We start from the raw sequence: 13,862 nt of genomic DNA on the forward strand, positions 1-13,862 counted from the left end.
CTTACTCAGGTGTGAATTGACTTAACCTCGCATCGCTATGTTTTGCTGACGCAAGAAGGTCTTCAACTCTTGTATATCGATGACCGATTTATGAAATACAGACGCCGCTAATGCACCGTCTACATCAGCCTGCTTGAACACATCAGCGAAATGCTGCATTTCCCCTGCGCCGCCTGATGCAATTAATGGCACATGACACACTTCGCGTATGGCCGCTAATTGCTCAATATCGTAGCCTTGGCGCACGCCGTCTTGGTTCATGCAATTCAGTACAATTTCACCTGCGCCTCTGCTTTGCACTTCTTTTACCCAGTCTCTTGTGTGCCACTGTGTTTTTTGGGTGCGTGATTCGTCACCGGTAAATTGATAAACGTCGTAAGTGTTCGTTTCATCATTAAAAAAGCTATCGATGCCTATTACTACGCATTGCTGACCAAAGGTGTTGTAAAGCGCAGTAATGAGTTCTGGGTTGGCTAGGGCAGGTGAATTCACCGATATTTTATCTGCTCCCATCTCTAGAATGAGGCCTGCATCTTCGACCGTTTTAATGCCGCCTGCGACACAAAACGGAATATCAATAACTTGCGCAATCTTACTCACCCAGCTTTTATCTACAACACGCTGGTCGCTAGATGCAGTGATGTCATAAAAAACCAATTCATCTGCGCCCGCTTGGGCATATTTTTGCGCCAGGGGTACAATTTCGCCAATAATTTCGTGGTTACGAAACTTAACGCCTTTTACGACCAGTCCATCTCGAACATCCAAACAAGGAATTATGCGTCTTGCCAACATGCGATTGCCTCCTGCAAGGTAAACTTACCTTCTAATAACGCTCTGCCTAAAATCACGCCTTGTACTTTTGTTGGGATCAAGTTTTGAATATCTTGTAGTGAACCGATACCGCCAGAAGCCTGCCACTGAATCTGTGGGAATTGTACCACTAGCTGCGCATATAATGATTCGTTTGCGCCACGTAAGGTGCCATCTCGACTAATGTCGGTGCACAATACGTGCTTAAGGCCAACGCGCCCGTAAAATGCAATGAGTTCTTCAATGCTTACTCCAGAGTCTTGCTGCCAGCCATGGGTGGCCACAAACTTATTGCCTTGCTCGTCTATATTGATGTCGAGAGCCAGTACGATATGCTGTGCGCCATAGGTTTCAAACCACTGTGCGACGGTTTCACGATCCGACACCGCCTTCGATCCAATCACGACACGCTCAATACCCGCGCTTAATAAGTCTTGCACGTCTTGCTCACTGCGAATGCCACCACCGCTTTGAAAGCGCATCAAACCTGTGGCTACCATGCTTTTGATTAAGGTCAGCTGTCGTTTGCTGGTATCTTTTGCCCCGGTTAAATCAACAATATGCAAAACTTCAGCGCCTGCGCTGGCATATTGTTTGACCACATCTATTGGGTCAAGCTTGTACTCAGTGGTTTGGTTGTAGTCACCCTGATAAAGCCTGACGACTTTGCCATCAATAAGGTCAATTGCGGGAATAATCATGAAAGCTCTCTTGCCTTAAATATTTAAAAAGTTAGTCAGTAGTTGCGCACCAGCATCTGAACTGCGCTCGGGGTGAAATTGTACGCCAAAGAAGTTGTCTTTATGTATGGCCGCCGAGAAGGTTGAGCCATAATCGCATTGCGCTAGCGTATATTGATAGTTATCTACCGCAAAGCTATGCACAAAATAAAAGTGTGCGCCGTCTTCAATTCCGGCAAACAGCGGGTTTGCTTTAACGCTGCTAACTTGGTTCCAGCCCATGTGCGGCAAACGTAAGTCACCTACTCGCATGCGCTTTACTTCCCCGGGGATAAGATTTAGACAGGGAGTAGATTTGGCATTGCCCAAATCGTTTTCTTCAGAAGAGGTAACCATTAATTGCATGCCTAAGCACACACCTAAAACCGGTTGCTCTAGGTTTTTAATACACTCAAGCAGTTGCTTTGCCTTAATGCTTTTCATGGCAGCTGGTGCACTGCCTACGCCTGGCAATATCACTCTGCTAGCTTTTGCAATGGTGTTTACATCATCGGTCACCGTAACATTGGCCCCAAGACGCTCAAAAGCAAAGCGTACCGATGAAATATTGGCACAACCGGTGTTAATAATGGTGATATGTTTTGCACTGACAGACATAACTACAGCGTTCCTTTCGAACTTGGCATCGCATCACCCTGCTTGCTTATGGCTTGACGTAGGGCACGTCCAAACACCTTAAACAAACTTTCTACCTGATGGTGTGCGTTACCCTCAGTGGTCGATAAATGCAGAGACAGTCCCATAGATTGCGCAATGGAATAGAAAAAGTGAGGCACCATTTCAGTGGCCATCTCGCCTACTGCATCGCGACTAAACTCACCCTCAAATTTTAGATGAGGGCGGTTCGAAATGTCCATCAGGCATTCGGCTCTGCACTCATCCATAGGCAGTGCGAAACCAAAACGTGCAATGCCGCGCTTGTCACCCAATGCTTTTTTCAATGCTTCGCCAAGGGCAAGGGCGGTGTCTTCAACGCTGTGGTGATCATCGATATGCAAATCGCCATTCACTTGCAGATTGAGGTAAAAGCCGCCGTGCGTGGCAATCTGGTCGAGCATGTGGTCAAAAAAGCCAATGCCGGTGCTGATATCCGACTTCTCTTTACTGTCGAGATTCACCTCAACCAAAATATCGGTTTCAGACGTTTTGCGTTCAACGCGAGCCACTCGTGGGCGCGTAGTCAACTGCGTAACAATGGTGTCCCAGTTGTTGCTCGTAGGATTGTATAAAATGCCGGTAATGCCCATATTCTCGGCTAATTGTACGTCGGTTTGTCTATCACCGATAACAAATGAGCGAGCAAAATCAACTTTGCCTTGTTGCAAGTAGTCTTTGACCAAGCCTAAGTTAGGCTTGCGGCAGCTGCAGTTTTCATGGTCAAAATGAGGACAAATCAATACATCATCAAAATGTATGCCTTGACTGGTAAAGACCGACATCATCGCATTGTGCGGAGCGTCAAAGTCAGCCTGAGGAAAGCTATCGGTGCCCAAGCCATCTTGGTTAGATACCATGACTAAGCGAAACCCAGCGTGCTGAAGACTGAGCAGCGCGGGGATGACATTTGGCTCAAAGACCAGCTTCTCTAAGCTGTCTAATTGTTTATCTACTGGCGGCTCTTCTACGAGGGTACCATCACGGTCGATAAATAAAATGGCTTGCTGACTCATGATGCATTCCTTACTGCTGCTTGGTCGAAAAAGCGTTGAATTAGGCTAAGAAGCTTCGTGTTTTCAGCGTCGCTTCCTACGGTAATACGCAAACAATTTTGTAAATTTAGCTGTTTACTTTGGTCGCGAATGATTACGCCATTTTCGACCAAAAAGCGCATAAGTTGTGGGTTTTCGTCACTTTTGAATAAGACAAAATTGGCTTTGGCGTCACCCACTAATGTGATGTTAGGGATGTTGGCAAGCTCACTTTTTATGCGTTCGATGCCTGTTTGCAAAGAGGCAACTCGCTCTCGCATCACAATAACTCCATTTTCGCTTAGCGCTACACTAGCAACTTGAGCAACCGGCGCCGGAACTGGGTAGGGCGCAATCACCTTCAAGAGGGTGGTACAAATCTCCGCGCTACTTAAGGCAAACCCGCAGCGTATTCCCGCTAATGCAAAAGCTTTTGATAGGGTGCGTAAAATAAGCAAATTATCGTATTGCTGAAGCAATTGCGTTTGTTCGGCGTCGCTATCAAATTCTACATAGGCTTCATCTAGCACCACCAGCGCTTTATCTTTGTACATGTTTAGTACAGCGATGATATCAGCTTGGGCAAGGCGAGTACCGGTAGGGTTATTTGGCGAACATAAAAACACAACATTGACCTTGCCGACATATGTTTCTATGGTTGCCAGATCTAAGGAGAAATCTTGATTTAATGGCGCTCTCTCTACACCCACGTTAAAGGTCTGTGCACTAATAGCGTACATGCCATAGGTAGGAGGGCAAACAAGCACGCTGCTTTTTCCAGGCTCACAGAAGGCGCGAATGACTAACTCAATACCTTCATCAGCACCGCGAGTTGCGACAATTTGCTGTTTGCTTAAGCCGCTATATTTCGCATAAGCACCAATCACTTCAAGTGGCTGGCAATCAGGGTAGCGATTAAACAAGGTGCTATCGATTTGATAATCTTGCGCGCTTGGGGCTTCATTGGCGTTCAGCCATACCTGTCCAGCACTTTGATTTTGTTCAGATGAAAACAAGCGGCGCGCAGACTCATATGGCGTTAATGCTAAAACATGATCATTGGTAATGTTCTCGAGCCACTTACTCATCGGTAGACTCCAACTCTGCGAGTCTCAATGCCACGGCTTGCCTGTGGGCATCGAGTCCTTCAGCCTCAGCTAAATCCATAATTGCAGGACCAATGTTTTGAATGCCTTGTGCGCTTAGCTCCTGCACGGTGTATCGACGCATAAAGTCAAGAAGGCCTAAACTGGAATAATTCTTCGCGTAGCCATAGGTGGGCAGTACGTGATTAGTGCCACTGGCATAGTCGCCTGCTGATTCGGGTGAATATTTACCTAAAAAGATGCTGCCTGCATTGGCAAGCTCAGGCAGTAAGGCCCTTGCGTTTTGTGTTTGTACAATCAAGTGCTCTGCGGCATAGGCGTTAGTCACGCGAATCGCTTCGGCCATATCAGTGGTTAATATAAAACGACTGTTTTCAATCGCTTGCTGAGCAATGTCTTTGCGTGAAAGCTGCGCTAATTGATGTAGAATTTGTTGTTGAGTGGCTTTGATTAAGGCTTCACTATCACTCACCAATACCGCTTGAGAGTCAGGACCATGCTCAGCTTGTGAAAGAAGATCTGATGCGACAAACGATGGATTTGCATCGGCATCTGCCAAAACGAGTACCTCTGAAGGACCTGCTGGCATGTCGATTGCCGCACCGTCTACGCGCTGACTGACCTGCTGTTTCGCTTCGGTCACAAAACTGTTACCGGGGCCGTAAATTTTATCAACTTTAGGAATGCTTTGCGTACCAAAAGCCATCGCCGCTATCGCTTGCGCGCCGCCGCATAAATACACATGTTCAATGCCGCACTTACTGGCAGCATATAAAATTTCGGGAGCAACAGTACCGCTTGCTGATGGCGGTGTGCATAAAATAGGTAACTCACACTTGGCCACTTGAGCACACACACCGAGCATTAAAACGGTTGATGGTAAAGGAGCGCTGCCACCAGGGATATACAAGCCTACTCGAGAGATCGGTGCATGCTTTTGTTCACAAACCACGCCAGGCTGCGTCTCAATGCGAATGTCGCTGGGCATTTGTGCTTCATGAAAGCGACGAATGTTGCTATAAGCAAGGTCAATGGCGGCTTTTACTTTATCGCTAATATTGCGTTGTGCTTGCGCAATTTGCTCAACCGGTAATCGCAGTGAGCTTAAGTCAGCGCCATCAAATTCCTTGGTATACGCTAAAACCGCATCGTCTTTGTCGCTCAGCACCTTATGGATAATGGTACTGACGGTTTCTTTAAGCAGTTTATTATCTTTTAAAGCCGGGCGGGAGAGCGCAGTGCTTTGTTCTTCTGCGCTTATATCAGCCCATTTAATCATCGACCCTATACTCATATTTACTCCATCATTTTTTCAATGGGTAGCACTAATATTGAGCTACAGCCAAGTGCTTTGAGTTTTTCCATGGTTTCCCAAAACAATGTTTCAGAACTCACAACATGAATGGCAACACGCCCGTCAACACCTGACAATGGTAATACGGTGGGGTTTTCAGCACCGGGCAGCAGGCTTTTGACTTGCTCTAAATACTCGGTAGGCGCATGCAACATGATGTATTTGCTTTCTTTTGCCTGCATTACACCATCTATTCTTGGAAGAAGGCGGCTTACTAACGCTTGTTTTTCTTCCGTTAATGGCTCACTTTTTTGGATGAAAACGGCCTTTGACTCAAATACTACGTCTTCTTCTCTAAGGCCGTTTGCTTCAAGTGTTGCACCTGTGGACACAAGATCGCAGATGGCATCAGCAACGCCAGCACGTGGTGCTACTTCAACTGAGCCTGTGAGCATAACCGCTTGTGCTTGAATGTTTTTCTCAGCAAAGAAGCGTTCCAGCAAAAATGGATAAGTAGTGGCGACTTTTTTACCTTCAAGCGATGCGATTGAGGAGTAAGGCATTTCACTAGGTACGGCGATAGAAAGTCTACAGCCACCATAGTCCATGCGACGTAGTGTTTTGTATTCATAGTTTTTGTTTGCGGCTTTGCGCTCGAGCATTTTTTCTTCAAGCTCGTTCTCGCCGATAAAGCCCAAATCCACTACGCCATCCATTACCAAGCCTGGGATGTCGTCATCGCGTACGCGCAATAAATCAATAGGCTGATTAGTAGAATGAGCAATTAATAGGCGGTCGCGAATTTGAAGTTTAATGCCAATGGCTTTTAGCATAGCGATGCTGTCATCACTTAAACGTCCAGATTTTTGAACGGCTATTCTAAGTCTGTTGCTGTTGCTCATTTGTTATCCCTTAAGTGTTTCATTCATATCAATCAAAGCAGGATGAAAGTTGTTTGAAGGTTTTGCATTTTTACAAAGGAAAAACCCCCGAAAGTTTCCTTCCGAGGGCTTCAAATTTCTACATTCGCCGACCCGGAAGGCATACAACCCTCCAGGCACATACCTGAAAGGTTATGTGTTGTGATGGTGATGATGAATGAAATTTGTATTGTTCATAAATGGTCCGGCGCTTTGATGACGCGATAGTATATAAACCACGGCGTATAATCAATAGTTAGGGCTGAATAACTTATAACATAGTGGTGTTTTGGGGCATCGTGAATCACCACACTTTGTAAGCAAATGTTAAGAGGTAATTGCAATATGCTAATATAGCCGCCATATTGAAGAGGTCTTGTGCAGCTGCGCAAAACATGCAAGTAGACTTCGCGCAAGAAGACCTCAAGGTCGAGCGAGGCAACGCCCAGAGGGTTTAACATGAGGTGCGAGTGAACAATCCATTTAAAACGCTCAATCAAAAAGCAAAACGAGCCATTAGAGATAAAGCGATACAGCGTGCTAAGACGCGAATTGTATTGCTGCAAAAAAAGCCTGAAGACTTCGAGCCAGATGAGCTTGAAGTAATTGTGCAGGAGGAAGAAAGTAAGATTTATTCTGCGATTAAAGAAAAAGGCTTGTTGGCGGTGCTTGCAGTGCTCGGCTTGAATATTTTTGGATAGTTATGAATAAACTGATAAACATCATCTTGTCTGGGTTACTGTGGCGCCGCTATAAGTTTTTATTGGTGAGCTTGCTTGTGTTGATTGTTTTTATTTTTCTAAGTGGTCAACTGCACCAAGATTATTTAAGTTACGCACAAAGCACCGACTCGGTGAGTGTGGGTTGGTCTTTTGCAATCAAATGGTTATCTTGGCTAGTCGCGGTTGTTGTGTTTTTTGCGTTGAACAATTGGCACAACAATAAGAAACAAGCGCAAGTGGATGTGAAGGATAATAACTCAACCTTGCAACGCATCTTAAGTTGGAAAAAAGCGCATCCAGAGGAGGAGCAAAATAAGCGTGAGCGCAACCCATCTGATGAGCAAGTAGATAGAAGTGATGACCCCTTTGCGCACCTGCGTGAAAAAGACAAGCTGAGAACATACGCCGATATCATCATTGATAAAAAACCCTCAAAGCCCAAGCAATGAGCAACCTTTCGCTTACTTTATAAGCTTAGCGCTGATCAGAAGTAAACGATATTTAGCAGGGTAAGCACCACACTTGAATAGAGCACAGATATGGGCAGTCCCATTTTTATAAAGTGAGAAAATTTGTACTCTGACGCACTAAAAACAAGCAAGTTAGTTTGATATCCATAAGGTGAGATAAAGCTCGCGCTGGCAGCAAATGCGACTGCGAGGGCAAAAGGCATCACCGGCAGGTTCATAGCTATCACCATGCCATAAGCAAACGGGAACATCAGTGCCGCTGCCGCATTGTTGGTGACAAACTCAGTAAGCAGAACAGTCAACAAATAGACGCTGATAAGGGCATAAATCGGGTGCATTTGCACGAGGGTAGGGCTAATGGACTCAGTTAAGTGGCTTATCACTCCTGAGTTTTCTAGAGCAGCAGCAAGAGATAAGGCGCCAATGATCACAATCATCAAGTTAAGCGGAATACTGCGTTTGATATCGGCTAGGGACGACACGTTTGCCAGCACTAATGCAGCAGTCAAGAATAAAAGCCCCACCGCAAGAGGAACAAGCGACATTGCCGCTAAGACAATCGTGCCAAGAAACCCTGCTAGGGTGAAATACTCTTGCCAAGGTTTAAGCTTGCGCGTCATCTTTTGTTCAGAGACAACAAAGAAGTTTTTCGAGATATTAGAACGCTGCTGAAAATCATTACCCGTAGCCAGGAGTAAGAAATCCCCAGCTTTAAGCTTCAATTCTCCAATCTTGCCTGAAATAGACTCACCGTCTCGCCTAATGGCCACCACCGCTGCGTCAAACAGTGCACGAAAACCTACTTCTTTTAGTGTCTTGTTAATAATGGGTGCGCGATTGGAAATGATCACTTCAGTGAGATTGTCGTGAAGCAGGCCATCGGCTTCAGCAAACATCGTTAAACCTTTTATGTGTTCAATATTATCGAGCTTTTGTACATTACCTGTAAAAATCAATTTGTCGTCTTGCTGGATTGTAAAGTTGGGCGAGACAGGCGAAATCACCTTGTTTTGCCTGACCACTTCAATCAAAAACAGTTCTGGCAAGTTACGCAGATGATTTTGCTCAACGGTTTTGCCAATCAGTTCGGAGTCAGCCTCAACGTCCGCCTCCAACAAGTAACTAGCATAATTATCTTTAGCACCTTTTAGTTCGGGTAGAAGCGGGTGCATAAAAAACAATAAAACTCCACATAACAAGCCTGCCGTTAAGCCAAACAGCGTGAAGTCAAAAAAGGCAAAACCTGGATGCCCATGTTCAATCAAAAAACTGTCTACAATAAGATTGGTCGAGGTGCCGATGAGTGTGACTGTGCCACCTAGAATCGCCGCGTATGAAAGCGGGATTAATAATTTGGAGGGAGCATGCTGGGTATTTTGCTTGATTGGCCCTATTAAGCTTGCGACTACTGCGGTGTTATTTAAAAGGGCTGAAGAGCCAAATGTCACCGCAAACATCCGTATAAAGCTGCGCGTGTATGAGGCAGATATAATCGCTCTGCCTAGTCTCTTAACAAAGGCGGTTTTATCAATAGAGTGGCTGACTAATAGCAGTAAAATTAGCGTCACAAGGCCTAAGTTTGTCGCGTTTTTTAAAACGTTATCAAAGGTAATTTGTTGTGTGAGTAATAACACCAGTGTGCATGCGCCGAAGATGCCTGCAGGTCGACGATTCGTAAACACTAAGCTTGCGATAGTGAAGAAGAAAACGGCAACAACAATGAATTGGTCTACTAACATTTAGGCATAGCGTCGTTATTATTTGCGTTAAGACTAAGACCTATTGGTCAATTAGTCTAGGCGCATTTGGTCATGAGTTAGAACAAAAAGGATGGGCATAAACATACCCATCTTTAAGATATGGCCTGTTATTTGAGCTGCGTAATATCTGCAGCACCCCAATGCGGGAAGTGTTTTCTGACAAGTGCATTAAACTCTAACTCAAATTCTGAGTATTTTGATGCGCTATAGGTCGACTCATTTTGAGCAATCACCATACCTGCACCCACCGTACCGTTTGTTAGTCGGTCAATCACAATAAACGCGCCTGTAGCTCGGTTATCGGTATACGCATCACAAGCGACGCTTTGCGTTAAGCGAATATCTACCACACCAATTTCATTGAGATTCAAGTGTAGCGCTTCGCTATGAGCCATGGTGTTAACGTCAATTTTATGATCAATATTGGCAATGCTGCCGCTTACTTGTTTAGTTGCAAACTTAAAGTTGTATTGCTTATTGGGGATCATGGCGTCTTCAGACATCCATACCATATGGCTTTTAAATAAATTACCGTGCAGAGGCATGCTGTTGGCCTTTACCATCATGTCGCCACGAGAGATGTCTATTTCATCTTCAAGGGTAATGGTGACCGCGTTAGGGGCTTCACTTTCTGCTAAATCCCCGTCGAAAGTGGTGATGGTTTTTACTTTAGAGCGTTTACCAGAGGGCAAGACGGTGAGCTCTTCACCGACGCTTATGGCGCCAGATAAAATAGTGCCTGCAAACCCCCGAAAGTTCAGATGAGGACGATTAACATATTGCACAGGAAACCTGAAATCTTCATCGTTTTGGTCGGTAATGGTAATACCTTCTAGCAGTTCCATAAGTAATTCGCCCTCAAACCAAGGCGTTTTTTCACTGCGGTTGACCACGTTATCACCCTCTAGCGCCGACAGTGGCACAAAACGGATGTCGGGAATGTTTAATGCCTTCGCAAATTCTAGGTAGTCTTTTTTAATGGCTTTGTACACGTCTTCTTTGTAGTCCATTAAGTCCATTTTATTGACCGCGACGATGACGTGCTTAATGCCCAGTAAAGACGCTAAAAAAGAATGACGTTTAGTTTGCGTTTTTACACCCGCTCTTGCATCAATTAAGATAATTGCCAGGTCGCACGTAGAGGCACCCGTAACCATATTTCTTGTATACTGCTCGTGTCCGGGTGTGTCGGCGATGATGAATTTACGTTTGTCGGTGCTAAAATAGCGATAAGCAACATCAATGGTGATGCCTTGCTCGCGTTCTGACTGCAGACCATCTACCAGCAGAGCCAAATCAACTTTCTCGCCAGTTGTCCCTACCTTTTTACTGTCTTGCGTGATAGCGGCGAGTTGATCTTCATAAATCATTTTTGAATCATGTAACAAGCGGCCAATCAAAGTACTTTTGCCATCATCTACGCTACCGCAGGTTAAAAACCGAAGAAGGTCTTTTTTCTCGTGTTGCTCTAAATACTCAGTAATGTCGGTTTGCAAAAGTGTGGTCTCGTCGTTCATATCAGGCAATTACCATGAAAAAGGGGTTTAAAATTGAATCTTTTTGATTATATCGAAGTGGATGAGCGTCGGGGCTTAACGGGTCTTTGGTTTCCAGAACGGTTACCTTTCCCCCTGCAGCTAGCACAACAGCATGAGCTGCGGCTGTATCCCACTCACTGGTGGGGCCTACGCGCGGATACACATGGGCCGTGCCCTCTGCTACGCAGCATAACTTTAATGAGCTTCCCATGGCGATTAATTCGTTCTCGCCGCCAAGCGCAGAGAGTACAGTATTGATTTCTGGACTTTGATGTGAGCGGCTACCAACCACCTTCCACACATCCCCCTCTTTGTGCTTTTGCGTTTTAAGCACGCTACGCTTCCCATCATGAAGTTTGTAAGCTTCGTTATCCACCCATCCAACATAGGTCGATTTAAGCACCGGTGCATGCACTACACCGAGAGTGGGTTCGCCGTATTCAATAAGCGCAATATTGACGGTAAATTCACCGTTTTTCTTAATAAACTCTTTCGTACCATCTAGCGGGTCTACCAGCCAGTATCGACTCCAAGATTTTCGCGTTTCCCAGCTTATATCAGCCGACTCTTCCGATAAAATGGGGATGTCAGTAATATTGGCAAGGCTTTCGATAATGTGTAAATGCGCGGCTAAGTCAGCTTCTGTAAGTGGCGATGCATCATTTTTTTCATAAATGGCAAAATCCTTTTCGTAAATCTCAAGAATTTTATCGCCGGCTTCTTGGCTTATGCGAATAATTTCATCTACCAACGTTTGGTTGACTTCAAATATACTCATGACACATACCCTTTTTGTTTTAATAGTTCGTACAGTCTTTGTGCGGTTGCGGTGGGCGGTTCATCCATAAAGTTAAGGTGAATCTCTGGTGCGGTCGGTGCCTGATAAGCTGAATCAATGCCGGTAAAATGTTTAATATCACCCTGACGTGCTTTTTTATATAGTCCCTTGGGGTCTCTTTGCTCACAAACTGCAAGGGGCGTATCGACGAACACCTCAACAAACTCACCTGCCTGCAATAACGAACGGCAATAGTCTCTGTCGTCTTTAAAAGGCGATATAAACGCGGTGATGACAATCAGCCCAGAATCTACAAATAGCTTTGATAATTCGCTAATGCGGCGAATATTTTCAACACGTGCTTTGTCGTCAAACCCAAGGTCGCCACACAAACCATGACGCACGTTGTCACCGTCAAGCAGATAGGTGTGATGGGATTGCTCATATAGCTTTTTCTCAAGTAAATTGGCTATCGTTGACTTACCCGAACCAGACAAGCCAGTGAGCCAAATGACACTTGGTTTTTGGCCTAGGGCCTTTGCCCTATGTTCTTTATCGATTGTGGTTTCATGCCATTTTATGTTGCTAGTCATACAAGATAAGCCTTTATTTTTCATTTTCAATGAAAATGTCAGCGAGAACTGTGTGGAAACAAAGTGTGCGTCATACGCATGAATTGCTCTCACAGACATATATCAAAACTCTATATACATAGAACTTTAGCATATTTAAATTAAAGCAAGTATGACAATTCGGTCTTGGTAATTACTAATTGATAACTTATTCAATAGGGGGCGGTAAAGGGGGGTTAGCTCTTAAAAACGGCAGAACGTTGTTCTGACCATACGATGGCTTCATCGTAAGCAAGTACCATGGTATCTAAGTCAACGGCATACTCATCGCACCGTTTTGCAATTTCATCCCAGTCAGCTTTTTCAAACGCTTTGCTAAGTTCAATACAGTCAGCTAACCAACCTTGCTGCCTAACTAGCGCGAGTTTAAGTTCGGTGGACAGCGGTAATTGGCTTATCACGGCAGCAAGGTTTGAATCTAGCATTGCATCTAGCAAAGAAAGCATCCCAACCAGAAATGCAGAAGATAGCTTGTCGCTATGCACGGTGGCTTTCGCGAAGGCTTCGCAAAACTTAGCGCGCTGCAAAGACAGTTTCATTAACTCTGTGGGTTTTTGTTCAGAGAAGGTTGCGGCAAACAAGAGCATCACAAAGCGTTCAAGCTCCGCTTTACCAAGCACGACAACCGCCTGTTTTATACTTTCTATTTTATTTCGGCGCTTAAATAATGGTGATTGGGTGTAGCGAAGCAGCTTAAAAGATAATGCAGCATCTAGCTCAATAAGTTTCACAATTTGAGAAATATCAGTATTTTCTTTGGATACTTCATTAAGCAGGCTACTCAATAACGATTGTGAGGTGGATAAGGCAACGCTTTTCACCACTTCAGGCTTGCTGAAAAAATATCCTTGAAACAGCGTAAAGCCCAACCCTTTATAATGGGCAAACTCTTCTGCAGTTTCTACTTTTTCAGCTAACAAGCGTATGTGGGGATGACGCTTTGTAACATCCACAACGTCAAGCAATTGCTCTTGTGAAATGTCCATGCAGTCAACTTTGATGATTTTACATAAGGGGTAAAATTTTTCCCAATCTCTGTGGTGAATAAAATCATCAAGGGCAATGGTATACCCGAGGTCGAATAATGCATGTACTGCTTGATATATATCGGCGGTTGGTTTGACACTTTCAAGCACTTCCACCACGATTTGATCCGGCGGCAACAACTTTGCCTGCCCACTTAATATGGAGGCTTTAGTAAAATTAATAAAAGCTTGCTTATCGGCAGCGATGCGGTCGAGACCGAGATTTAGATGCAAATTTTCAATCATATTGGAAGTGGCCTTTTCTTCGTCAACCATAGGAAAAACGTTTTCCATACTGTTGCGATATAAAAGCTCGTACCCAAACAATTCTTTATCTGTATCTAAAATTGGCTGCCTAGCAGCAAAAAAAGCCATC

The 13,862-nt window shown here is 44.7% G+C and carries 14 protein-coding genes and 1 other annotated feature; of the genes, 2 read left to right on the forward strand and 12 right to left on the reverse strand.

The window, feature by feature from the left end:
* Positions 1 to 21 precede the first annotated feature (21 nt).
* From hisF to hisG, 7 genes are read right to left on the reverse strand one after another with little or no spacing between them, the layout of a single operon-like run.
* Positions 22 to 795: an imidazole glycerol phosphate synthase subunit HisF gene (gene hisF, locus KJ365_RS03290; RefSeq protein WP_214450207.1), complete on the reverse strand. Its 774-nt coding sequence runs from the start codon at positions 793 to 795 to the stop codon at positions 22 to 24.
* A complete protein-coding gene (gene hisA / locus KJ365_RS03295) occupies positions 777 to 1,514 on the reverse strand; it encodes a 1-(5-phosphoribosyl)-5-[(5-phosphoribosylamino)methylideneamino]imidazole-4-carboxamide isomerase (RefSeq protein ID WP_214450208.1) in 738 nt (245 codons plus the stop codon). The genes hisF and hisA overlap by 19 nt, the downstream gene beginning before the upstream one ends.
* A 15-nt stretch (positions 1,515 to 1,529) precedes the next feature.
* Entirely contained in the window at positions 1,530 to 2,150 is a 621-nt protein-coding gene (hisH, locus tag KJ365_RS03300; protein ID WP_214450209.1) for an imidazole glycerol phosphate synthase subunit HisH, read from the reverse strand.
* A gap of 2 nt (positions 2,151 to 2,152) precedes the next feature.
* Positions 2,153 to 3,223, reverse strand: coding sequence for a bifunctional histidinol-phosphatase/imidazoleglycerol-phosphate dehydratase HisB (gene hisB, locus KJ365_RS03305; RefSeq protein ID WP_214450210.1), 1,071 nt, complete (start codon positions 3,221 to 3,223; stop codon positions 2,153 to 2,155).
* Entirely contained in the window at positions 3,220 to 4,329 is a 1,110-nt protein-coding gene (gene hisC / locus KJ365_RS03310) for a histidinol-phosphate transaminase (protein ID WP_214450211.1), read from the reverse strand. The genes hisB and hisC overlap by 4 nt, the downstream gene beginning before the upstream one ends.
* The gene (gene hisD, locus KJ365_RS03315) at positions 4,322 to 5,626 is read right to left on the reverse strand and encodes a histidinol dehydrogenase (RefSeq protein ID WP_214450260.1); all 1,305 of its coding nucleotides are present in this window, start codon (positions 5,624 to 5,626) and stop codon (positions 4,322 to 4,324) included. The genes hisC and hisD overlap by 8 nt, the downstream gene beginning before the upstream one ends.
* Positions 5,627 to 5,643: 17 nt before the next feature.
* Entirely contained in the window at positions 5,644 to 6,543 is a 900-nt protein-coding gene (gene hisG, locus KJ365_RS03320) for an ATP phosphoribosyltransferase (protein WP_214450212.1), read from the reverse strand.
* A gap of 75 nt (positions 6,544 to 6,618) precedes the next feature.
* Positions 6,619 to 6,739 (reverse strand) — a sequence feature (His leader region).
* Between the two features lie 292 nt (positions 6,740 to 7,031).
* On the opposite strand from hisG, the gene KJ365_RS03325 reads away from it, so the two are divergent.
* Together KJ365_RS03325 and KJ365_RS03330 are read left to right on the forward strand one after the other, a co-directional pair.
* Positions 7,032 to 7,262 (forward strand): hypothetical protein, encoded by a 231-nt coding sequence (locus KJ365_RS03325; protein ID WP_214450213.1) that lies wholly within the window; start codon positions 7,032 to 7,034, stop codon positions 7,260 to 7,262.
* 2 nt (positions 7,263 to 7,264) lie between these two features.
* A complete protein-coding gene (locus KJ365_RS03330) occupies positions 7,265 to 7,732 on the forward strand; it encodes a hypothetical protein (protein WP_214450214.1) in 468 nt (155 codons plus the stop codon).
* 35 nt (positions 7,733 to 7,767) lie between these two features.
* On the opposite strand, the gene KJ365_RS03335 is transcribed toward KJ365_RS03330, so the two are convergent.
* The 5 genes from KJ365_RS03335 to KJ365_RS03355 form a co-directional block, all read right to left on the reverse strand.
* Positions 7,768 to 9,492 (reverse strand): SLC13 family permease, encoded by a 1,725-nt coding sequence (locus tag KJ365_RS03335; protein ID WP_214450215.1) that lies wholly within the window; start codon positions 9,490 to 9,492, stop codon positions 7,768 to 7,770.
* Between the two features lie 128 nt (positions 9,493 to 9,620).
* Positions 9,621 to 11,030: a sulfate adenylyltransferase subunit CysN gene (gene cysN, locus KJ365_RS03340; RefSeq protein WP_214450216.1), complete on the reverse strand. Its 1,410-nt coding sequence runs from the start codon at positions 11,028 to 11,030 to the stop codon at positions 9,621 to 9,623.
* Between the two features lies 1 nt (position 11,031).
* The gene (gene cysQ, locus KJ365_RS03345) at positions 11,032 to 11,829 is read right to left on the reverse strand and encodes a 3'(2'),5'-bisphosphate nucleotidase CysQ (RefSeq protein ID WP_214450217.1); all 798 of its coding nucleotides are present in this window, start codon (positions 11,827 to 11,829) and stop codon (positions 11,032 to 11,034) included.
* Positions 11,826 to 12,422 (reverse strand): adenylyl-sulfate kinase, encoded by a 597-nt coding sequence (cysC, locus tag KJ365_RS03350; RefSeq protein WP_214450218.1) that lies wholly within the window; start codon positions 12,420 to 12,422, stop codon positions 11,826 to 11,828. Before cysC ends, cysQ begins: the two co-directional genes overlap by 4 nt.
* A gap of 215 nt (positions 12,423 to 12,637) precedes the next feature.
* Entirely contained in the window at positions 12,638 to 13,861 is a 1,224-nt protein-coding gene (locus KJ365_RS03355; RefSeq protein WP_214450219.1) for an EAL and HDOD domain-containing protein, read from the reverse strand.
* Position 13,862 lies beyond the last annotated feature (1 nt).

Origin of the sequence: Glaciecola sp. XM2 (assembly GCF_018595715.1) — a bacterium.
In the GTDB taxonomy this organism is placed as follows: domain Bacteria; phylum Pseudomonadota; class Gammaproteobacteria; order Enterobacterales; family Alteromonadaceae; genus Glaciecola.